Origin of the sequence: Enterobacter sp. 50588862, assembly GCF_001462935.1 — a bacterium.
Classification (GTDB): domain Bacteria; phylum Pseudomonadota; class Gammaproteobacteria; order Enterobacterales; family Enterobacteriaceae; genus Enterobacter; species Enterobacter bugandensis.
The window spans coordinates 611,832-633,566 of record NZ_LNHM01000007.1 but is presented as its reverse complement, the minus strand read 5'-3'; the positions used below and the strand labels follow the sequence as shown (position 1 = coordinate 633,566).

The 21,735-nt window shown below is 51.6% G+C and carries 22 protein-coding genes; 9 read left to right on the top strand and 13 right to left on the bottom strand.

Going from position 1 to position 21,735, the window contains the following annotated elements:
- The first annotated feature begins 158 nt into the window (after positions 1-158).
- The 4 genes from APT89_RS03415 to yciA all read left to right on the top strand — a co-directional run bounded on the left by APT89_RS03415 (position 159) and on the right by yciA (position 2,428).
- Positions 159-563 carry a YkgJ family cysteine cluster protein gene (locus APT89_RS03415; RefSeq protein WP_045630545.1) on the top strand — a complete coding sequence of 135 codons (405 nt, stop codon included), beginning with the start codon at positions 159-161 and terminating at the stop codon, positions 561-563.
- Positions 564-588: 25 nt separating this feature from the next.
- On the top strand, positions 589-1,332 hold the full coding sequence (locus APT89_RS03410) for a YciC family protein (protein WP_045630546.1): 744 nt from the start codon (positions 589-591) through the stop codon (positions 1,330-1,332).
- A 56-nt stretch (positions 1,333-1,388) separates the two neighbouring features.
- Positions 1,389-1,928 (top strand): septation protein A, encoded by a 540-nt coding sequence (locus APT89_RS03405; RefSeq protein WP_028013419.1) that lies wholly within the window; start codon positions 1,389-1,391, stop codon positions 1,926-1,928.
- Positions 1,929-2,032: 104 nt separating this feature from the next.
- Positions 2,033-2,428 carry an acyl-CoA thioester hydrolase YciA gene (yciA, locus tag APT89_RS03400; RefSeq protein WP_041909616.1) on the top strand — a complete coding sequence of 132 codons (396 nt, stop codon included), beginning with the start codon at positions 2,033-2,035 and terminating at the stop codon, positions 2,426-2,428.
- Between the two features lie 38 nt (positions 2,429-2,466).
- On the opposite strand, the gene tonB is transcribed toward yciA, so the two are convergent.
- A complete protein-coding gene (gene tonB / locus APT89_RS03395; protein ID WP_041912000.1) occupies positions 2,467-3,189 on the bottom strand; it encodes a TonB system transport protein TonB in 723 nt (240 codons plus the stop codon).
- 222 nt (positions 3,190-3,411) lie between these two features.
- Between tonB and APT89_RS03390 the strand changes: the two genes are divergently transcribed.
- Positions 3,412-3,708 carry a YciI family protein gene (locus APT89_RS03390; protein WP_045260670.1) on the top strand — a complete coding sequence of 99 codons (297 nt, stop codon included), beginning with the start codon at positions 3,412-3,414 and terminating at the stop codon, positions 3,706-3,708.
- Between the two features lie 34 nt (positions 3,709-3,742).
- Here the strand turns inward: APT89_RS03390 and leuE are convergent, their stop codons facing one another.
- Together leuE and APT89_RS24330 are read right to left on the bottom strand one after the other, a co-directional pair.
- The gene (gene leuE, locus APT89_RS03385; RefSeq protein ID WP_048956187.1) at positions 3,743-4,378 is read right to left on the bottom strand and encodes a leucine efflux protein LeuE; all 636 of its coding nucleotides are present in this window, start codon (positions 4,376-4,378) and stop codon (positions 3,743-3,745) included.
- Positions 4,379-4,484: 106 nt separating this feature from the next.
- Positions 4,485-4,658 carry a YciY family protein gene (locus tag APT89_RS24330; RefSeq protein WP_086379783.1) on the bottom strand — a complete coding sequence of 58 codons (174 nt, stop codon included), beginning with the start codon at positions 4,656-4,658 and terminating at the stop codon, positions 4,485-4,487.
- Positions 4,659-4,802: 144 nt separating this feature from the next.
- Here APT89_RS24330 and cls point away from each other — a divergent pair, with 144 nt between their 5' ends.
- On the top strand, positions 4,803-6,263 hold the full coding sequence (gene cls, locus APT89_RS03380; protein ID WP_028013424.1) for a cardiolipin synthase: 1,461 nt from the start codon (positions 4,803-4,805) through the stop codon (positions 6,261-6,263).
- Between the two features lie 33 nt (positions 6,264-6,296).
- Positions 6,297-6,626 carry an HI1450 family dsDNA-mimic protein gene (locus APT89_RS03375; RefSeq protein ID WP_006810881.1) on the top strand — a complete coding sequence of 110 codons (330 nt, stop codon included), beginning with the start codon at positions 6,297-6,299 and terminating at the stop codon, positions 6,624-6,626.
- Positions 6,627-6,657: 31 nt separating this feature from the next.
- Here the strand turns inward: APT89_RS03375 and APT89_RS03370 are convergent, their stop codons facing one another.
- The 7 genes from APT89_RS03370 to APT89_RS03340 all read right to left on the bottom strand — a co-directional run bounded on the left by APT89_RS03370 (position 6,658) and on the right by APT89_RS03340 (position 14,545).
- Positions 6,658-7,494: an ion transporter gene (locus tag APT89_RS03370; RefSeq protein ID WP_028013425.1), complete on the bottom strand. Its 837-nt coding sequence runs from the start codon at positions 7,492-7,494 to the stop codon at positions 6,658-6,660.
- Positions 7,495-7,542: 48 nt separating this feature from the next.
- Positions 7,543-8,547, bottom strand: a complete 1,005-nt coding sequence (oppF, locus tag APT89_RS03365; RefSeq protein WP_041909608.1) for a murein tripeptide/oligopeptide ABC transporter ATP-binding protein OppF — start codon at positions 8,545-8,547, stop codon at positions 7,543-7,545.
- Positions 8,544-9,557 carry an ABC transporter ATP-binding protein gene (gene oppD / locus APT89_RS03360; RefSeq protein ID WP_028013427.1) on the bottom strand — a complete coding sequence of 338 codons (1,014 nt, stop codon included), beginning with the start codon at positions 9,555-9,557 and terminating at the stop codon, positions 8,544-8,546. The genes oppF and oppD overlap by 4 nt, the downstream gene beginning before the upstream one ends.
- Positions 9,558-9,568: 11 nt before the next feature.
- A complete protein-coding gene (oppC, locus tag APT89_RS03355) occupies positions 9,569-10,477 on the bottom strand; it encodes an oligopeptide ABC transporter permease OppC (RefSeq protein ID WP_041909606.1) in 909 nt (302 codons plus the stop codon).
- Positions 10,478-10,491: 14 nt separating this feature from the next.
- On the bottom strand, positions 10,492-11,412 hold the full coding sequence (gene oppB, locus APT89_RS03350) for an oligopeptide ABC transporter permease OppB (protein ID WP_028013429.1): 921 nt from the start codon (positions 11,410-11,412) through the stop codon (positions 10,492-10,494).
- A gap of 83 nt (positions 11,413-11,495) precedes the next feature.
- Positions 11,496-13,127, bottom strand: a complete 1,632-nt coding sequence (gene oppA / locus APT89_RS03345; RefSeq protein WP_028013430.1) for an oligopeptide ABC transporter substrate-binding protein OppA — start codon at positions 13,125-13,127, stop codon at positions 11,496-11,498.
- Positions 13,128-13,897: 770 nt separating this feature from the next.
- Positions 13,898-14,545, bottom strand: coding sequence for a YchE family NAAT transporter (locus APT89_RS03340; RefSeq protein WP_041909604.1), 648 nt, complete (start codon positions 14,543-14,545; stop codon positions 13,898-13,900).
- Positions 14,546-15,023: 478 nt separating this feature from the next.
- Here APT89_RS03340 and adhE point away from each other — a divergent pair, with 478 nt between their 5' ends.
- A complete protein-coding gene (adhE, locus tag APT89_RS03335) occupies positions 15,024-17,702 on the top strand; it encodes a bifunctional acetaldehyde-CoA/alcohol dehydrogenase (protein WP_028013432.1) in 2,679 nt (892 codons plus the stop codon).
- A 65-nt stretch (positions 17,703-17,767) separates the two neighbouring features.
- On the opposite strand, the gene tdk is transcribed toward adhE, so the two are convergent.
- On the bottom strand, positions 17,768-18,382 hold the full coding sequence (gene tdk / locus APT89_RS03330) for a thymidine kinase (protein WP_028013433.1): 615 nt from the start codon (positions 18,380-18,382) through the stop codon (positions 17,768-17,770).
- Positions 18,383-18,930: 548 nt separating this feature from the next.
- Here tdk and hns point away from each other — a divergent pair.
- The gene (gene hns / locus APT89_RS03325; RefSeq protein ID WP_028013434.1) at positions 18,931-19,344 is read left to right on the top strand and encodes a histone-like nucleoid-structuring protein H-NS; all 414 of its coding nucleotides are present in this window, start codon (positions 18,931-18,933) and stop codon (positions 19,342-19,344) included.
- A 198-nt stretch (positions 19,345-19,542) separates the two neighbouring features.
- On the opposite strand, the gene galU is transcribed toward hns, so the two are convergent.
- Together galU and rssB are read right to left on the bottom strand one after the other, a co-directional pair.
- On the bottom strand, positions 19,543-20,451 hold the full coding sequence (gene galU / locus APT89_RS03320) for a UTP--glucose-1-phosphate uridylyltransferase GalU (RefSeq protein ID WP_028013435.1): 909 nt from the start codon (positions 20,449-20,451) through the stop codon (positions 19,543-19,545).
- Positions 20,452-20,651: 200 nt separating this feature from the next.
- The gene (gene rssB, locus APT89_RS03315; RefSeq protein ID WP_028013436.1) at positions 20,652-21,665 is read right to left on the bottom strand and encodes a two-component system response regulator RssB; all 1,014 of its coding nucleotides are present in this window, start codon (positions 21,663-21,665) and stop codon (positions 20,652-20,654) included.
- Positions 21,666-21,735 lie beyond the last annotated feature (70 nt).

Here is a 21,735-nt window from a genome sequence, read left to right as displayed (position 1 = left end):
GTGGCGCTTTGAAAAGCAATAAGTTGTTTCTATGTCAATTTTTGGCATTTCACAGTTACAAAATTTTCTGTTTTCTCCCTCTTGCTCTTCCTCTGTCGGCTGGATAATTTATCGCTCTCACAAGTTGATTTGATGCGTTCTTTTTTTGCAGGTGTGCCATGAGTGAAGTTAACCCGTGCATGACGTGCGGAGCCTGTTGTGCGTATTTTCGAGTCTCTTTCTACTGGGCTGAAGCCAGCGATGGCGGCGGTACCGTTCCGGTTCATCTTACTGAGCCGTTAACCCCCTTTCTACGCTGCATGAGCGGCACCAATCAAAAGCAGGCCCGCTGTGTCGCGCTGCAGGGTGAGCCCGGGGTTTCGACCCGGTGCGCAATCTATGAGGATCGCCCCAGCCCGTGCCGGGAATTTGCCATGTCGGGGGAAGATGGGCAGGTCAACGAAGCCTGTAATCGCGCCCGCGCGCGCTTTGGATTACCGCCGCTTTACAAAGATATGCTTTTCCATACAAGCCTTGATGCTGCCACAGCAGGTTCATCCGGTGTACAATTGCCGGCTAATTAACACCTGCAATACGCAAGGAGAGTGCATGTCTATCACGGCGAAGTCTGTCTACCGTGACACGGGAAATTTTTTCCGCAATCAGTTCATTACCTTTTTACTGATCGCGTTGCTTTGCGCCTTTATCACTGTGGTGCTGGGTCATGCGTTCTCACCGAGTGAAGAACAGATTGCCAGCCTGAGCCAGGGCGACCATCTTGCAGGAAGCGTTGGGCTATTTGAACTGGTGCAAAACATGACGCCAGAGCAGCAACAAATTCTGCTCCGGGCGTCTGCCGCATCCACGTTTTCTGGCCTGATTGGTAACGCCATTCTGGCGGGCGGCGTTTTGCTGATGATCCAACTGGTGTCGGCGGGCCACCGGGTCAGCGCCTTGCGGGCGATTGGCGCCAGCGCGCCGGTCTTACCTAAGCTGTTTATCCTGATCTTTTTAACCACCATGCTGGTGCAGATGGGAATTATGCTGGTTGTGGTGCCGGGCGTGTTACTGGCTATTGTGCTCGCTTTTGCCCCAGTAATGGTCGTGCAGGATAAAATGGGAATTTTTACCGCGATGCGCAGCAGCATCCGACTCGCATGGGCTAATATGCGTCTGGTGGCTCCCGCAGTCATTGCCTGGCTGCTGGCAAAAACGCTCCTGCTCCTGTTTGCTCCGAATTTTGCGGTATTAACCCCGAACGTCGGCGCGGTGGTCGCGAATACACTGAGCAACCTGATTTCAGCGGTGCTGCTTGTCTATCTGTTCCGCCTGTATATGTTAATTCGTCAGTAACCCTGATGCCGGGTGCATGACAGGGCCCGGCTCAACAAAGAAGATGGAATCACAGAATGAAGCAGTTTCTTGATTTTTTACCGCTGGTGGTCTTTTTCGCGTTTTACAAACTGTATGACATTTATGCTGCCACCACAGCGCTGATTATTGCGACAGCGGTCGTGCTGATCTACAGCTGGGTGCGCTACCGTAAAGTTGAAAAAATGGCGCTGGTAACGTTCGTCCTGGTCGCCGTATTCGGTGGGCTAACCCTCTTCTTCCACAATGATGAATTTATCAAGTGGAAAGTGACGGTGATCTACGCGCTGTTTGCGGGTGCGCTGCTCATCAGCCAGTGGGTGATGAAAAAGCCGCTGATCCAGCGCATGCTCGGCAAAGAGCTGACGCTGCCTCAGGAGGTCTGGTCGCGCCTGAATATCGCCTGGGCGGTGTTCTTTATCCTTTGCGGTCTTGCCAATATCTATATCGCCTTCTGGCTGCCACAGAATATCTGGGTCAACTTTAAGGTCTTCGGCCTGACGGCCCTGACGCTGATATTCACCCTGCTAAGCGGCATTTATATCTATCGCCACATGCCGCAGGACGACAAGCACTGATTGCTGACTGACCAGAACGTGTTCGACAGGCGTTCTGGTCTATTCTCTCCGCTGTGAAATCATAGTAGCATCCCGCCTGAAGTCTTCCGTTATGAGTTAAAACAATGACAACAAATAACGCCCCTCAGGGCGAACTGGTTTTACGCACACTGGCAATGCCCGCTGACACCAATGCCAATGGCGATATTTTTGGCGGCTGGCTGATGTCGCAGATGGATATGGGCGGCGCAATTCTGGCAAAAGAGATTGCTCACGGACGCGTGGTGACCGTGCGGGTGGATGGAATGACCTTCCTGCGTCCGGTTGCGGTAGGTGATGTGGTTTGCTGTTACGCCCGCTGCGTAAAGCGCGGCAATACATCCATCTCCATCAATATTGAAGTCTGGGTGAAGAAAGTCTCTTCTGAACCGATTGGACAGCGCTATAAAGCAACTGAAGCGCTGTTTATTTATGTCGCTGTCGATAGCGACGGTAAACCTCGTCAGCTTCCGCCAGCCTGAGTGGCAGGCAAAGAAAAGCCTCCTTTCGGAGGCTTTTCTTATTCCATCTGCGCCCCGCCATTCAGGCGGAAAACAATGTTCACGATCAGTCCGCTTCCCGGTTTACCGGGTTCGTAGCGCCATCTGCGCATCGCCGACTTCACTTCACGCTCAAACATATTTGAAGGTTGCGCAGACAAGATTTCCACGTTATCCACGCGGCCATCCGCAGTGACGTCAAATTTCACCCGTACGCGACCTTCAATACGCAAGGCCTGAGCTCGCGCCGGATACTGAGGCTGATTACGGCTCAACGCACGTGGGCCCGCTGGTGCGGCAACCGTCGGCTTCGCCGCCGGTGCGCTGTTATTCATGACCGGACGCGAAGGCGCTGCATTCTCGACCGGCTGGGACGCGCGCGGTTCAACCGGGCGTTCTTCACGTTTCGGACGCTCCTCGACCTTCTTCACCGGCTTTGGTTTCGGCTTAGGTTTTGGCTTCGGTTCAGGTTTGTGGATCACCACCGGTGCCTCCTTCGGTGGCTCCGGTACAGGCTCGGGTTCCGGTTCAGGCTCAGCAACCGGCTGTGGCGGTGGTGGCGCAACCTGCGGCGGTTCGAGATCCGCTGGCGAGACCATGGTTACCGAGATCGGCTGGGCGGGTGCGGGCATTTCAATAACCTGATGAACCGAGGTGTAGAGCAAACCCGCCACGACGGCACCGTGAATCACGACGGACAACAGCGTCGGCCAGGGAAAGCGGCGAGGTAAATCAAGGGTCATCGAAGTCATAATCATCAACGTTAAAAAACCGGACCCTGATTTTAAATGCAAATAGCAATCATATTCAATAAGACACTTTGTTCTGGCGCAATTTAAGCGCAGGAGTGGTCAAAAAAAGGACATCCAGATCGGGGTATTAACGTTGTTTTTATCTTTACATTGCAGTCAATTGCCCTTTCACATAACGTAACTGACACTTTATAACGCTTAAGGAGCTTCACCGTGCTTTACGTGATTTACTCTGAAGATGTCGCTGATTCCCTCGAAAAACGTCTCTCTGTTCGCCCTGCCCATCTGGCTCGCCTGCAGCTGCTCCAGGACGAAGGCCGTTTGCTGACCGCGGGTCCAATGCCTGCTGTTGACAGCAATGACCCGGGAGCCGCCGGTTTTTCTGGCTCCACGGTTATTGCTGAGTTTGAGTCTCTTGAAGCGGCGCAGGCCTGGGCTGACGCAGACCCATACGTTGCGGCGGGTGTGTATGCAAAAGTGACGGTGCGACCGTATAAGAAAGTGTTCTGATGTAAAAAGGCTCCCGCAGGAGCCTTTCTTCACATCAATGTAGTGACGCTAACCGCGCCGCAAACCCGACAAACAGCAGCCCTATCAGCCCGTTCCCCAGCTTTGCCAGTTTCTTTTTGGTTTTCAGATAACGCGTAACAAACGCCCCAGAGAAGATCAGGAAGCTCATGTACATAAAGCTAATCAGCTCAAGCGTGGTAGCGAGGATCAGGAAAGAAGTCCCGGTATTTTGCGCATTCACGTCGATAAACTGCACAAAGAACGAAACGTAGAACAGAATCGCTTTTGGATTGGTCAGGCTCAGGACGAGGGAGCGTTTCATGATCGTGCTGGCAGGCTCGGTTCCACTCTCTTGAGCGTTATTCTGACGTGTGATCACCGACCAGAGCATTTTTCCGCCCAACCACAGCAGATAGAAAGCCCCGAGATAGCGCACGATATTAAAGAGTACGGGGGTCGTCTGGATCAATGCCGCAACACCCGCCCAGGACAGGAACATCAATACCGCATCACCGATAAACACACCGGTCGCGGCAAGATATCCTTTTTTAACACCGTGACCGATCCCCGTTTTCAGCACAAACAGGGTGTTTGGCCCGGGAACCAGCACGATAAAAAATGCGCCAACAACATACGTCCAGAAATTCAGTACGCCAAACTCCGCAAACACCTCTCCCTCCTTTTGCTAAAAATAACCGGAATATCGCCGCAATAACGATATTCGCAAAATAAGACACAATATAATCAGCGGGCACCTTGCGGTGCCCTCATGGGTTTCAGATATCCTGGACTGCGAACAGCAACGCATTGCGGTGCCGGGTCAATCCACATTTTCTGATGGCGTGGATACGCATATTGCGGCGGGATTGTGCTTCCAGCCAACGAGCCTTGCGACGACTCACCTGTCGCAACATACGCCAGCGCCCTACTTCTGTTCTACTGCGCTTCATGTCTACAACTCTTTCTCAAACAGAGCCGCCATTATAAACCCAACCCGACAGCAAACCAGCGCTTTTACCTGGCGTTTTTATTTGCCAGATGAATCCTGATGCGTACACTCATAACAATACGCTTTCAAAAGGATTTTTTTATCTATGACAACCTTCTACACCGTGGTGAGTTGGCTGGTCATTCTGGGATACTGGCTGTTAATCGCGGGTGTGACGTTACGCATCCTGATGAAGCGCAGAGCCGTACCCTCTGCCATGGCCTGGCTTCTGATCATTTATATCCTCCCACTGGTGGGAATTATTGCCTATCTCTCTTTCGGTGAGCTTCATCTTGGTAAACGCCGTGCCGAGCGGGCGCGCGCAATGTGGCCTTCCACCGCGAAGTGGCTTAACGATCTCAAAGCCTGTAAGCATATCTTTGCCGAGGAGAACAGCAGCGTCGCCTCCTCGCTGTTTAAGCTCTGCGAGCGTCGCCAGGGGATTGGCGGCGTTAAGGGCAATCAGCTCCAGCTTCTGACGTCATCCGATGATGTCATGCAGGCGTTAATCCGCGATATTCAGCTGGCTCGCCATAATATTGAGATGGTGTTTTATATCTGGCAGCCCGGCGGCATGGCTGACCAGGTCGCTGAATCCCTGATGGCGGCCGCACGCAGGGGGATCCACTGCCGTCTGATGCTGGACTCCGCGGGCAGCGTGGCATTTTTCCGTAGCCCCTGGGCGGGCATGATGCGTAACGCCGGTATCGAGGTGGTTGAGGCACTGAAGGTGAATCTCCTGCGCGTGTTTCTGCGCCGGATGGACCTTCGCCAGCACCGTAAAATGGTCATGATCGATAACTATATTGCCTACACCGGCAGTATGAACATGGTTGACCCGCGCTTCTTTAAACAGGACTCCGGCGTCGGGCAATGGGTGGATCTGATGGCGCGAATGGAGGGACCGATTGCCACCTCGATGGGGATCGTTTACTCCTGCGACTGGGAGATAGAGACCGGCAAGCGTATCCTGCCGCCACCGCCGGATGGCAATATTATGCCGTTTGAAGAGGCCAGCGGTCATACAATTCATACTATCGCCTCCGGACCAGGCTTCCCGGAGGACTTGATTCACCAGGCGCTGCTGACGGCAACCTACTCCGCGCGTGAATATCTGATCATGACGACGCCCTACTTTGTCCCCAGCGATGATCTGCTGCACGCGATTTGTACCGCAGCGCAGCGCGGCGTCGATGTCAGTATCATTCTGCCACGCAAAAATGACTCTCTTCTGGTGGGCTGGGCCAGCCGTGCCTTCTTTAGCGAACTGCTTGCCGCCGGGGTGAAAATTTACCAGTTTGAAGGCGGTCTCCTGCACACCAAGAGCGTGCTGGTCGACGGCGAATTAAGCCTGGTGGGCACGGTTAACCTTGATATGCGCAGCCTGTGGCTAAACTTTGAAATCACCCTGGTGATTGATGACGCCGGCTTTGGCGGTGACCTGGCGGCGGTTCAGGATGACTATATCTCCCGCTCGCGGCTGCTGGATGCCAGGCTGTGGGTAAAACGTCCGTTATGGCAGCGAATAGCTGAACGACTGTTTTACTTCTTTAGTCCGTTGCTGTAAAACGTGCCCAACGATGTTAAACAGGTAGTCATCATGGAAATGGATCTGAACAATCGCCTGACCGAAGACGAAACGCTCGAGCAGGCCTATGACATTTTTCTCGAACTGGCGGTTGATAACCTCGATCCCGCAGACGTGATCCTCTTTAATCTGCAGTTCGAAGAGCGCGGCGGTGCCGAATTGTTCGACCCTTCAGAGGACTGGGCCGAACATGTAGATTTCGACCTGAACCCTGACTTCTTTGCCGAAGTGGTTATTGGGCTGGCTGATGAAGACGGCGGTGAAATTAACGACATTTTTGCGCGCGTCCTGCTGTGTCGTGAGAAAGACCACAAGCTGTGCCACATACTCTGGCGCGAATAATAAAAAAGGCTGCGATAGCAGCCTTTTTTATTTAATCCGGTAACGCGCTTCCGCAGCGGTTGCAAAACCGCGCGCTGTGTTCATGATCGACCTGGTGGCAGTTCGGACATTTGCGCCGCTGTTTATGGTTCTGAAACGCGCTGCTCATGTGCGTGGTAATAAGCCCCGTCGGAATGGCAATTACCGAATACCCAATCAGAATCAGCACGGATGCCACAATCCGCCCCAGCGGCGTATGGGGCGTGATATCGCCATACCCCACGGTCGTAACGGTCACTATCGCCCAGTAGACGGACGCGTTGAGCGTCGTGAAGCCATATTTCGGCCCTTCAATCAAATACATCAGCGCGCCAAAAACAATCATCACGATGGCAATAAACGAATAGAACAGAATAAGCTGATGGCGTGCGCTGACGATCGCGCTCCAGAATACGCGCAGCGACGGCATAAAGCGCAGTAACTTCAGAATACGCAAGACCCGAATAACGCGCATCGCTCGCCAGGCGAAAACATAGTTGAGGCTGATCTCCGGCCACAGCCACATCACATAGAGCGGCAGGATCGTCGCTAAATCAATAAAGCCCCAGAAGCTAAAGACGTACTTTGCCGGGTTGGGCCAGCAAACAACACGCAGAATATACTCAGCGGTAAAGACCAGGGTAATAATAAGTTCCAGCCAGACAAACGCATGCCATTCCTCAAATGTCAGGTGATATTGCGTACCCACACCCGATTCAATAAAGATGACCACTACGCTCAATAGCGCAAACAGCGCACACAGACCTTCAAAACGGCGTCCCGATACCGTTTCAGGATCGAATAAAAGATGATAGAGCCGCCGACGGGCTGAAGTGAATAAACGCGACACGGTAACCTCGCAAGAAAATAAGGGCTGACATCATGTCAGCCCTTGCGATTATAGCGGGTCTACTTTCAGGCAGGAAACCGCATGTCGGAAACTGCCCTCCAGCACCGGTCGCGTTTTCGCGCATTCCGGCCCGGCCATCGGGCATCGCGTGCGGAAAACGCAGCCCGACGGCGGATTGATCGGCGAAGGCAATTCCCCTTCCAGAAGCTGAATCGTTTTATTCTTTTCCAGATCCGGATCGGGGATCGGCACCGCCGACATCAGCGCTTTGGTATAAGGGTGCAGCGGGTTATGGTACACCTCGTCATAGGTTCCCAGTTCCACGGCATGGCCCAGGTACATCACCAGCACGCGGTCGGAGATGTGTTTTACCACCGCCAGGTCGTGCGCAATGAAGATCAGCGACAGCCCCATTTCGCGCTGCAATTTCTGAAGCAGGTTAACCACCTGCGCCTGAATCGACACGTCCAGCGCAGAGACCGGCTCATCACAGATAATCAGTTTCGGCTCAAGGATAAGCGCACGCGCAATGCCAATACGCTGACACTGGCCGCCTGAAAATTCATGCGGGTAACGGTTAATGAGGTTAGGCAACAGCCCGACTTTGAGCATCATCGCCTTCACGCGATCGCGGACTTCCTGACGCGGCATCTTTGGATGATAGGTGCGCAGCGGTTCGGCGATAATCTCACCGATGGTCATACGCGGGTTTAATGACGCCAGCGGATCCTGGAAAATCATCTGGATATCGCTGCGCACGTCGCGCCACTCGTCAGGCTTCATGCCCAGCAGATCTTTACCCAGCCAGGCCACTTTGCCGCCGGTGGCTTTCACCAGACCGATAATTGCACGCGCAAAGGTGGATTTACCGCAGCCGGATTCGCCCACCACGCCCAGGGTTTCCCCCTCATACAGACGCAAGGTGACGCCATCTACCGCTTTCAGGGTCTTCGGCGGCTGCCAGAACCACTGCTTGCCGTCTTTGATGTCGAAATGCACCTTGAGGTCGGCGATTTCGAGCAGCACGTTGCGTTTTTCATCTACTGCGTTCATACCAGCTCCTCCTGCGGCTTAAAGCAGGCGCGCAGACGGCCTGGGGCAAATTCTTCCAGCGGCGGCGCGCTGTTACAGATTTCCATCGCGTGCGGGCAGCGCGGCTGGAACGGACAGCCTTTCGGCAGTCGCAGCAGGTTTGGCGGGTTGCCCGGAATGGTGAGCAGGGATTCCCCCTCCGCATCAAGACGCGGTACCGCGTTCAGCAGGCCAATCGAGTACGGATGGGCTGGCTGATAGAACACGTCGCGCGCTTTGCCGTATTCCATGGTGCGCCCGGCGTACATCACCAGCACTTTGTCACAGATACCGGCAACCACGCCCAGATCGTGGGTGATCATGATAATCGCCGTGTTGAACTCACGCTTAAGCTCGTTCAGCAGGGTCATGATTTGCGCCTGCACGGTGACGTCCAGCGCGGTAGTCGGTTCATCGGCAATCAGCAGTTTTGGCCGGCACAGCAGCGCCATGGCAATCATCACGCGCTGACGCATACCGCCAGAGAACTCGTGCGGGAACATGCGCATGCGCTTGCGCGCTTCCGGCATTTTTACCGCATCCAGCATTTTAACGGATTCCTCAAAAGCTTCCGCTTTGCCCAAACCTTTGTGCAGCATCAGGACTTCCATCAGCTGCTCACCGACGCGCATATACGGGTTCAGGGAGGTCATCGGATCCTGGAAAATCATTGAGATCTGTTCGGCGCGAAGCTTGTTCAGCTCGAGCTCCGGCAGGTTAAGAATTTCGCGACCGTTGAATTTCGCCGAACCGCCAATCACGCCGTTAGCGGCCAGCAGGCCCATTAACGCAAATGCCGTCTGGGATTTCCCGGAGCCGGATTCACCCACGATCCCCAGCGTTTCCCCTTTGCTCAGGTTAAAGTTGAGATCGTTGACCGCAGTAACATCGCCGTCCGGGGTTTTAAAGGTCACGCGGAGGTCTTTAACATCCAGCAGAAGATTGCTCTGCTGCTGCGCCTGTGGCGCGGTGGCCGTTTCAATAATTGTCATGACGGCGCTCCTTAACGGTCTTTCGGGTCGAGGGCATCACGCAGGCCATCGCCGATAAAGTTAAAACAAAACAGGGTAACGACCAGGAAACCCGCCGGATAAAGCAGCAGCCACGGTGAAACTTCCATCGAGTTTGCGCCGTCGCTCAGCAGCGCACCCCAGCTGCTCAGTGGCTCCTGCGTGCCCAGCCCCAGGAAGCTGAGGAAGGATTCAAACAGAATCATGCTTGGCACCAGCAGTGAGGCATAGACCACCACCACGCCCAGCACGTTAGGCACGATATGACGAACCACGATATTACTGGTTGATACCCCCCCTACCTGCGCCGCTTCGATAAACTCTTTGCGTTTGAGGCTCAGCGTCTGGCCGCGCACGATACGCGCCATATCCAGCCAGGAAACCATCCCGATGGCCACGAAGATCAACAGGATGTTCTGGCCGAAGAAGGTCACCAGCAAAATCACGAAGAACATAAACGGGAAGGAGTTCAGGATTTCCAGGAGACGCATCATCACCGAGTCTACTTTGCCGCCAAGGTAGCCGGAAAGCGCGCCGTAAAGCGTCCCCACGATCACCGCCACCAGCGCGGCGGCGATACCGACCATCAGAGAAATACGGCCACCAATCGCCACGCGCACCAGCAAATCACGGCCGGATGAATCGGTACCGAAATAGTGGCCGGACTCCATATCAGGCGAACTGGACATCATGCCCCAGTCCGTATCGAAATAGGTAAATTGCGACAGCATCGGCGCCAGGGTGACAAACAGCGCGATGATCACCAGCACAACCAGGCTGGCGACCGCCGCACGGTTATGCATAAAGCGACGGCGCGCGTCCTGCCAGAGGCTACGACCTTCTACTTCCAGTTTTTCACTGAAGTTTTCCAGCGCCTCGCTGTTTTTCTTACTCAACATCATGGCGTGCTCCAGCGTTAGTAACGAATTTTCGGGTCGATAACGGCATACAGCACATCGACAACGGCGTTAAAGAGAATGGTCAGTGCGCCCACGAGGATCGTGAGGCTCAGAACGAGCGAGTAGTCACGGTTAAGCGCCCCGTTTACGAACAGTTGACCAATACCCGGCAGGCCGTAAATTGTTTCGATAACCATTGAACCCGTAATGATGCCGACGAATGCCGGTCCCATATAGGAAAGCACAGGCAGCAGCGCCGGCTTAAGCGCGTGGCGGAAGATGATCCGGCGCATCGGCAGCCCTTTCGCGCGCGCGGTGCGGATGAAGTTTGAGTGCAGCACTTCGATCATTGAACCACGGGTAATACGCGCGATACTGGCGATGTAGGCCAGCGATAATGCCACCATCGGCAAAATCATGAACTTCAATGCCCCGCCGTTCCAGCCGCCCCCGGGCAGCCATTTCAGCGTGATGGCAAATATCATCACCAGCAATGGCGCGACAACGAAGCTGGGTATGACTACCCCGGTCATTGCCACCCCCATTACGGCATAATCCCATTTGGTATTTTGTCTGAGCGCGGCGATAACGCCTGCGGTGACTCCGAGAACGACGGCCAGAATGAATGCTGCAGCACCCAGTTTTGCCGAGACCGGGAAGCTGGAGGCCACCAGATCGTTAACGGAATAGTCTTTATATTTAAATGACGGTCCAAAATCACCGTGCGCCAGCTGCTTCAGATAGTTGAAGTATTGGGTGGTGATGGGATCGTTTAAGTGATACTTCGCTTCGATGTTGGCCATGACTTCTGGCGGCAACGTACGTTCACCGGTAAATGGACTTCCCGGCGCGAGACGCATCATAAAAAAGGAAATCGTAATTAGAATAAATAACGTTGGTATCGCTTCTAAACAGCGACGCAGGATAAATTTCAACATTGCCCGTACCTTCTGGCGTGTGCCTGATGAATGTTACAAAGTAGACACAGTGGGGCAAGCCAGGCTCGCCCCACGTATTGCCATTAATGCTTGATAATATAAAGATTCTTAACGGAAATATTATCCAACGGGTCTTTACCGGTATAACCCCCTACCCATGGTTTCACCAGACGGGCGTTAACGTAGTAGTAAACCGGTACAATTGCAGAGTCTTTATCGAGCTGTTCTTCTGATTTCGCGTACAGCTCTGCGCGCTGCGCATCGTCAGACACTTTCAGGGTTTCAGCGATGATCTTGTCAAACGCCGGGCTCTTATAGTGCGCCGTGTTGTTTGAACTGTCGCTGAGCATAGTGTTCAGGAATGATGTCGGTTCGTTATAGTCCGCACACCAGCCCGCACGCGCCACGTCGAAGGTCCCCTGATGACGCGTATCGAGGAAGGTTTTCCACTCCTGGTTTTCCAGCTTAACGTTCACGCCCAGGTTTTTCTTCCAGATAGACGCGACGGCAATCGCCAGTTTTTTATGCAGATCTGAGGTGTTATACAGCAGGTTGAACGTCAGCGGCTTGTCTGCGGTGTATCCTGCTTCAGCCAGCAGTTTTTTCGCTTCTTCGTTACGTTTTTCTTGCGACCATTTGAACCACTCAGGCTCAACCAGTTTCATCCCATCGGTATACGGAGGCGTGTAGCTGTACGCCGGCAGATCGCCCTGGTTTTTCACTTTGTTCACGATGATATCGCGATCCAGTGCCAGCTTCAGCGCAGTACGAACGCGCACGTCGGTGAACGGTGCTTTCTGGTTGTTGATTTCGTAATAATAGGTGCACAGATATGGATCGACGTGAACTTCTTTCGGGATCTCTTTCTTCAGCTTCTGGAACAGTTCAATCGGCATGTTGTTATAGGTCATGTCGATTTCACCGCTGCGGTAGCGGTTAACGTCGGTCACTTCGGAAGAGATTGGCAGGTAGGTGACCTGATTAATCACGGTCTTCGCGTTATCCCAGTACTGCGGGTTACGCTCCAGCACCATACGTTCGTTGACCACCCAGTCTTTCAGCTTATAGGCGCCGTTGGTCACGATATTGGCAGGCTGCGTCCATTTTTCACCAAATTTTTCCACGGCGGATTTTGGTACCGGCGAGACGGATGGGTGAACCAGCAGCTTATAGAAGTACGGAACAGGTTCGCTCAACGTCACTTCAAAGGTATTAGCATCGATCGCCTTCACGCCCAGGTCGGTGACCGGCTTTTTACCGGCGATAATGTCATCGATATTGGCGATGTGGCCATACTGCAGATAGCTCGCATACGGAGAGGCGGTATTTGGATTCGCCAGGCGCTGCCAGCTATATACGAAATCTTCGGCGGTAACCGGTGTACCGTCGGACCATTTGGCATCTTTACGCAGATGGAAGGTCCAGACTTTGAAATCTTTATTTTCCCACTTTTCTGCCACACCCGGTGCCGGGTGGCCGTCTACGTCAGTCACCAGCAGACCTTCGAACAGGTCGCGGTTAACGTTTGACTCAGGAACGCCTTCAATTTTATGCGGATCGAGAGACTGAACTTCCGCACCGTTGTTACGCACCAGCGTCTGTTTTTCCGCCAGTTGAACACCTGCAGGAACGTCCGCAGCCATTGCAGCGTTTCCCGCGATTAGCGCAGTTAAAATCCCCGCCGCTACCAGATTTTTTTTTGTGATGATGGACATTGTGTTGGTACTCCACTCATTATAATTACTGGCTTTCGCCAGCTGTCTAATCCCCTGTTGGGGCCTGTACAGCGCAGGAGTTTTTTTTGCTGCTGTCAGGTTCTTTTTTTACTGCTTGCTATCACCGACTTTTTTATTACTGACCGCTCGTATGGCCGTCTTGCGTCGATTCTTGCCAGGCCTCCCCTGTTTGAGACCTGTGCTGGATATCTGAGAAGAGGATTATATGAAAATAATTCTCATCTACTTGTTTTAGGCTGCAAAATAGTAGGCCGGAAAGTATCAAATGGCGTAAACACGCGCCAATACATTTTGCAAATTTGTTAAGCAATTCTCTTTTACGGCCCAGGCCGTATCGTCCTGCCCAGCCCTTCCATACGTTGAGCACCCTAAAAAATACTTAAAATTCAAACCAATATGGAAGATTTTCCCTTCTGGCGCGTCGCTGCATTATCATCGCGTAGTTTTGTACGAAAATTTAACAATTGATTATTATTTAGCACATTCATCTAACGAAATGTTGAAATTACTAATATCATTTCGGTTATCCCGCAGCAAGCCCAAGACTATCGTGTGAGTAAAATAACAGTGCGTTCGAAGATTTTCTGTGCAGGCAGGCTTGAGATGAATTCATAACCCTATGAAATATATGAGATGAACATTATTAGTAGAATTTATTATGACAGGTAAGCTTTTCAACTTTATTTATATGATTTGCTGATATTGATACAAAAAAACGGCGCCGAAGCGCCGTTCTTTCGTATGAAATATCAATGTAACAAGCCGGGGAAAATGCTTTTAATACCCGTGACAATGAATTCGATCCCGAGTGCCATTAACAGCAGCCCCATGATACGCGTAATAACGTTGATGCCGGTCTGCCCCAGCAGGCGTACCAGCAACGGCGCCATGCGGAAGACGCCCCAGCAACAGAGCGCGAAAACGGCAATCGCGACAGAAAAACCAATTAAATGCATGAGGCTATGGTAACGCGTGCCCCAAACAATGGTTGAACTGATGGCACCCGGCCCGGCCATGAGGGGCAATGCCAGCGGAACCACGCCGATACTTTCGCGGATGGCGGTTTCTGACTTTTCCTGCTTGTTCTGCTTATCCTCACCCAGCTTACCGCTGATCATAGACATGGCAATGGTCACCACCAGGATCCCACCCGCAATGCGGAAGGAGTCAATCGAGATGCCAAAGAGCTGGAGAATGGCATCACCCAGGAAAAGCGAGGTGAGCAAAATGATTGCCACAGACAGGTTAGCGGTAAGATTGGTTTTGTTCCGGGCCGCCGCCGTCTGGTAACTGGTCATACTAATGAAGACAGGAATGATCCCCACCGGGTTGACCAGGGCAAACAGACCAATAAAAAATTTGAAATACGTTGGAAAATCAAAGAGCGTTTGGATCACGTTTTGCTCCGCTTTTGCGCATGCCCGGGACAGTTACATTGTTAGGAAAAATCGCGCTGAAGATACGCTTTTTATTAGCATACTTCACCAGAAATCTGTGCCAAAACGTTAGCATTTCAGAATGTTAAACATATGTTGAGACAATGATATCGTCACTTCCAATAGTTACTTAATTAATTAACAGTGGAAATATATCCATTAAATAACCCTGCTGAAAGGTATCAGCTTGGTGGAAAATTGACGCAGATCATGATTTCCGTACTCAGAAGTGAGTAATCTTGATTACGCCCCCAGGGAGGTCACCTGACAAAAAGGGATGATGCTAAGGTAAGGCTCTTTTAGTAAATTAGTGTACTGGAGCATAAAGTAACCCTTTGTTTTACTTTATGTAACGCAAGTCGTATTGGCACTGTCTATACTGTCTGACGTATCGAGCGCTGGTTTACTAAAAGAGTTTAAACATTATCAGGAGAGCATTATGGCTGTTACTAATATCGCTGAACTGAACGCCCTCGTCGAGCGCGTAAAAAAAGCCCAGCGTGAATATGCCAATTTCACCCAAGAACAGGTTGATAAAATCTTCCGCGCGGCCGCTCTGGCTGCTGCAGATGCTCGAATCCCTCTCGCTAAAATGGCCGTTGCCGAATCTGGCATGGGTATCGTTGAAGATAAAGTGATCAAAAACCACTTTGCTTCTGAGTATATCTACAACGCCTATAAAGATGAGAAAACCTGTGGCGTTCTGTCTGAAGACGACACCTTCGGGACGATCACCATCGCCGAACCTATCGGCATCATTTGCGGTATTGTTCCAACGACTAACCCTACTTCAACAGCTATCTTCAAATCGCTGATCAGCCTGAAGACCCGTAACGCAATCATCTTCTCTCCACATCCACGTGCGAAAGACGCAACAAATAAAGCAGCAGACATTGTTCTGCAGGCAGCAATTGCTGCGGGCGCACCAAAAGATCTGATTGGCTGGATCGACCAACCTTCTGTTGAACTGTCTAACGCGCTGATGCATCACCCGGACATTAACCTGATTCTGGCGACCGGTGGTCCTGGTATGGTTAAAGCAGCATACAGCTCCGGTAAACCAGCAATCGGTGTAGGCGCAGGTAACACCCCCGTTGTTATCGATGAAACCGCTGACATCAAACGTGCTGTTGCGTCTGTGCTGATGTCTAAAACCTTCGATAACGGCGTTATCTGTGCATCTGAACAGTCTGTAGTTGTTGTTGATTCCGTGTACGACGCAGTACGCGAGCGTTTCGCCAGCCACGGCGGCTACCTGCTGCAGGGCAAAGAGCTGAAAGCGGTTCAGGACATTATCCTGAAAAATGGCGCGCTGAACGCTGCTATCGTAGGTCAGCCAGCCTATAAAATCGCTGAACTCGCAGGCTTTACCGTTCCGGCGACCACCAAGATCCTGATCGGTGAAGTTAAAGTTGTCGACGAAAGCGAGCCGTTTGCTCACGAAAAACTGTCTCCTACGCTTGCTATGTACCGTGCGAAAGATTTCGAAGACGCGGTAGAAAAAGCCGAGAAGCTGGTTGCTATGGGCGGTATCGGTCATACCTCATGTCTGTACACCGACCAGGATAACCAGCCAGAGCGTGTCGCCCACTTCGGTCAGATGATGAAAACTGCCCGTATCCTGATTAACACCCCTGCTTCTCAGGGTGGTATCGGTGACCTGTATAACTTCAAACTCGCACCTTCCCTGACTCTGGGTTGTGGTTCCTGGGGTGGTAACTCCATCTCTGAAAACGTTGGTCCAAAACACCTGATCAACAAGAAAACCGTTGCTAAGCGAGCTGAAAACATGTTGTGGCACAAACTTCCGAAATCTATCTACTTCCGCCGTGGCTCTCTGCCAATCGCGCTGGATGAAGTGATTACTGATGGCCACAAACGTGCGCTCATCGTGACTGACCGTTTCCTGTTCAACAACGGCTACGCTGACCAGATCACCTCTGTGCTGAAAGCGGCTGGCGTCGAAACTGAAGTGTTCTTCGAAGTTGAAGCTGACCCAACCCTGAGCGTTGTACGCAAGGGTGCTGAACTGGCGAACTCCTTCAAACCAGATGTGATTATCGCACTGGGTGGTGGCTCCCCAATGGACGCCGCGAAAATCATGTGGGTTATGTACGAACATCCGGAAACCCACTTCGAAGAGCTGGCGCTGCGCTTTATGGACATCCGTAAACGTATCTACAAGTTCCCGAAAATGGGCGTGAAAGCGAAAATGATCGCCGTCACCACTACTTCCGGTACCGGCTCAGAAGTGACGCCATTCGCGGTAGTAACAGATGACGCAACAGGTCAGAAATACCCGCTGGCTGACTACGCGCTGACGCCAGATATGGCTATCGTTGATGCCAACCTGGTAATGGAAATGCCGAAGTCTCTGTGTGCGTTCGGTGGTCTGGATGCCGTGACTCACGCGCTGGAAGCCTACGTTTCTGTACTGGCGTCTGAGTTCTCTGACGGTCAGGCTCTGCAGGCTCTGAAACTGCTGAAAGAAAACCTGCCAGCGTCCTACAACGAAGGTTCTAAAAACCCTGTAGCACGTGAACGTGTCCACAGTGCAGCAACCATCGCCGGTATCGCGTTTGCGAACGCCTTCCTGGGTGTTTGCCACTCTATGGCGCACAAGCTGGGTTCACAGTTCCACATTCCTCACGGTCTGGCGAACGCCCTGTTGATCAGCAACGTTATCCGCTATAACGCCAACGACAACCCAACCAAGCAGACTGCGTTCAGCCAGTATGACCGTCCGCAAGCGCGCCGTCGTTATGCTGAAATCGCTGACCACCTTGGTCTGAGCGCACCGGGCGACCGTACTGCTGCGAAGATTGAGAAACTGCTGGCATGGCTGGAAAGCCTGAAAGCTGAACTGGGTATTCCTAAATCTATCCGTGAAGCAGGCGTTCAGGAAGCTGACTTCCTCGCTCACGTAGACAAGCTGTCTGAAGATGCCTTCGATGACCAGTGTACTGGTGCTAACCCGCGCTACCCACTGATCTCCGAGCTGAAACAGATTCTGCTGGATACCTACTACGGTCGTGAGTTCAAAGAAGGTGACGTTGCTGCTGTGAAAACAGAAGCTCCGGTCATTAAAGCTGACAAGAAAGCGAAGAAAAGCGCTTAACTGACAGCCTCAGGAAAAAACCCGCCTGTATGGCGGGTTTTTTTATGTCTGAATAACGGCGGATATTATTTTCTGTTGTCGTGCTGGATCGCCGTCAGCGAGCCTACGGACAACGCTTCCTTATAATGCTTACGACAGACCGACACATAGCGTTCATTGCCACCAATCACCACCTGCTCACCGTCCGCATAAGGTTTTCCAGCCTGGTCGAGACGAAGCACCATGCTGGCCTTGCGTCCGCAGAAACAGATAGTTTTTAGTTCAACCAGCTTATCTGACCAGGCAAGCAAATACTGGCTTCCGGCAAACAACTCCCCGCGGAAGTCCGTACGCAGCCCGTAACACAGAACGGGGATATCGAGCTCATCAACCACTTCAGAGAGCGCGTGCACCTGTTCACGTGTCAGGAACTGGCTCTCATCAACCAGCACGCAGTGAATGGGCTCTGACGCATGCGCAGCGCGGATATCCTCCAGCAGGTCAGTTTGCGGGTTAAACAGCCTGGCTGGCGAAGAGAGGCCGATTCTGGAACTCACCTTCCCTGCACCGAAGCGATCGTCGATTTCAGCGGTATAAACAACGGTACGCATTCCTCGTTCCTGGTAATTGTATGAGGATTGCAGCAGTGCGGTGGATTTCCCGGCATTCATTGCCGAATAGTAGAAATAAAGTTGTGCCATTGGCCGTAAAACCCTAATCAATGTGTAATATTCCCGATGATTCATTGTACCATATTTTGTCTGGTCATCAGCGACACGCCGCACAAACGATGCCGTGCTGAAAGGTGTAAAACGCCGTCTTTTCGCAAAAATAATCCGCTAAAACAGAGAGTAATGACGGTCATGCTGGTGAATTGGTTATATGGTTAACCAAACATAACACTTCTTTTTATAGTGGAATCTGCGTTCATTAAAATTCACTATTTATTAACTATTCCTGCCTTAACACCGTCGCCTGGAACTAATACAAAAGGCTGATATTTATCCGCCGAAACTATAATTCCTGCGGCAAATGTCACAAAAAAAAGATGCAAGCGGCGGGGTTAAGCAGGTTATCGTGATAACAAGCGAGACTGCCAAAGAGGAAATTTAAGTTAGCGTAATTAATAATAGCGGCTTTATTTAGTATTTTTTGAATTCCTTACATTCCTGGCTATTGCACATCTGAATTTATGGCTCTATTATTAGGTCAACAAACCACCCCCCATTATAAGTTTGAGATTACTACAATGAGCGAAGCACTTAAAATTCTGAACAACATCCGTACTCTTCGTGCGCAGGCAAGAGAATGTACCCTTGAAACGCTCGAAGAAATGCTGGAAAAATTAGAAGTTGTAGTTAATGAACGTCGCGAAGAAGAAAGCGCTGCTGCAGCTGAAATCGAAGAGCGTACGCGTAAACTGCAACAATATCGTGAAATGCTGATTGCTGATGGTATCGATCCAAATGAATTGCTGAACAGCATTGCTGCTGCAAAAACCGGTACCAAAGCAAAACGCGCTGCCCGTCCTGCTAAATATAGCTATGTTGATGAGAACGGCGAAACTAAAACCTGGACCGGCCAGGGCCGTACTCCTGCTGTAATCAAGAAAGCTATGGATGAGCAAGGTAAACAGCTGGATGACTTCCTGATCAAGGATTAATCAAGCCGAATTCAGAAAAATCCCGCCTCTGGTGGGATTTTTTTTGCCCGCAATTTATCACTAACATCCTCTTACACTCCGTCATAAAGCGTTATTTGGCTATTTAGTTTCGCTTACAAACAGGCTGGTCATGGCGTTTTATGGGCATAAAAAAACCGGTGGGCAGCGCCACACCGGTTTCATAGATTTACGCCTGGATTATTTCTTAATACCCATACTCTCTTTGAGCCAGCCTTTAAATTCTTCACCCAGCGTATTATGGCGAATGCCGTATTCAACGAACGCCTGCATATAACCGAGCTTATTACCGCAGTCATGGCTCTTACCTTTCATGTGGTAAGCCTCAACGGTCTCTTTCTCGATCAGCATATCAATGGCATCCGTCAGCTGGATTTCATCCCCTGCTCCTGGAGGCGTTTTCGCCAGCAGTGGCCAGATTTCAGCACTCAGGACATAGCGACCCACCACTGCCAGATTAGACGGCGCTACGTCGGCTTTAGGCTTCTCTACGACACCAACCATTGGCACGCTTTCGCCTGGCTCAAGGTTCACGCCCTTGCAGTCAACCACACCGTAAGCGGTCACGTCTTCAACTGGCTCAACCATGATCTGGCTGCAGCCCGTTTCGTCGAAGCGGTGGATCATCTCAGCCAGGTTGTCCTGGGAGAGATCGGATTCGTATTCATCCAGAATCACGTCAGGCAGAATAACCGCGACGGGCTCATCACCCACAACCGGGTGTGCACACATAACCGCGTGGCCCAGACCTTTAGCCAGCCCCTGACGAACCTGCATAATGGTGACGTGCGGAGGGCAAATAGACTGAACTTCTTCTAACAGCTGACGCTTAACGCGTTTTTCCAGCATGGCTTCGAGTTCAAAACTTGTATCGAAGTGGTTTTCGATAGAGTTTTTAGATGAATGCGTAACCAGCACAATTTCAGTAATGCCGGCCGCGATACACTCATTAACGACATACTGGATTAATGGCTTATCAACCAGAGGCAGCATCTCTTTAGGGATCGCCTTAGTTGCTGGTAACATCCTGGTCCCCAATCCCGCTACCGGGATGACGGCCTTTCTGACTTTCGAATTTAGGGCAGCCATTCAAATTCTCCTGAGCTGTTCAAGTTTTGAACTTTTATGCAATAAATAACGCGTTGAGTATATCAGCCTCGCCCCGCAGTCCGGGTCTGAAAAGAACGCGTTGCCGATGAATTAGGACAAATACGCATGAATCTGGGCAGCGATAGTAGCACTCCCGAGAAAACACAGGTAAAGCAATCTTAAAATTAAGATCCAATTGCTTATTCCGTGGACAACATTAAGCGAAGCCTTCCCCCGGCACCCCAAATTTGGCACTGCCAGGAAGAACAGCGATGGCTAATTTGATTTAGATACGCCGTTCCCAGTGTTCCAAGCGGCACCCCGTTACTCACCTGAATATGGTGTTCCCCGGTATTCAGTGACGCGTTGAGACCTGCAGAAACGAGGATAAGATTCTTTAAACCGCTATGGTAATAACCAACCAGCAGCGGGAACTGTCCGGGTAAATTGGCCTGACGAAAAAGCTGGTTTACCTGTTTGAGTAAACTGCCTAACTCAGGGAGCCGTTGTCCCTGATGTGATAACTGTTCCTGCAATAATCCATTAAAGAGTGCGCGAAGTAACAATGCAGCTAATACGCCATTATCCCCTGCACGGGTTACGTCCAGAGAATAAAATGCGAGGTCGGAATCAGACAGAGGTGCAATATCCAGCACCAGCCCAGGCTGATCGGCCGCCACCAGCTGGCGATAGTTTACGCGGCAGTGGGAAATAGTTTGCTGAACGGGAGGCTGAAGTTCTTGCAACAATTTCGCCGCCGCTGGCGGATTACTCACCAGCGCGTCCCAGTCCTGAAAAAGGCGTTCCTCTTCCTCAACGCGGGAATTAAACATATTTGGATAAAGGCACGCTAATACCGTCTCACGTAACCGGTTCAGATCTTTGACGGGTTTCAGCAAAATATCCTGAACGCCAAGACGTAATGCTTTGGCAATATCCGCCATATTTTCTGTCGCGGAGATCACCAGAATGGGCATCTGGTCACCCTCGTTGCGCAGATGTTCAACCAGTTTCAGCCCATTCATTCGCGGCATCGCGATGTCGCAAATCATCAGATCGGGCGTAATACCGGTCATTTTTTCCAGCGCGTCGACACCATCTTCAGCCAGTAAAGTGTTTGCTCCCAGCGAGGATAACCACGAATCCAGTAGCGATCGGAAAACGGGCTCGTCTTCAACAATCAAAATGTGTTTTCCGGCCAATGGCTGCGTCATGGTTCCTCCCCTGGCTGACAGTTACTAAATAGTGGCATGCTATCGGCACTATCGCCTGTCAGATTTTGCT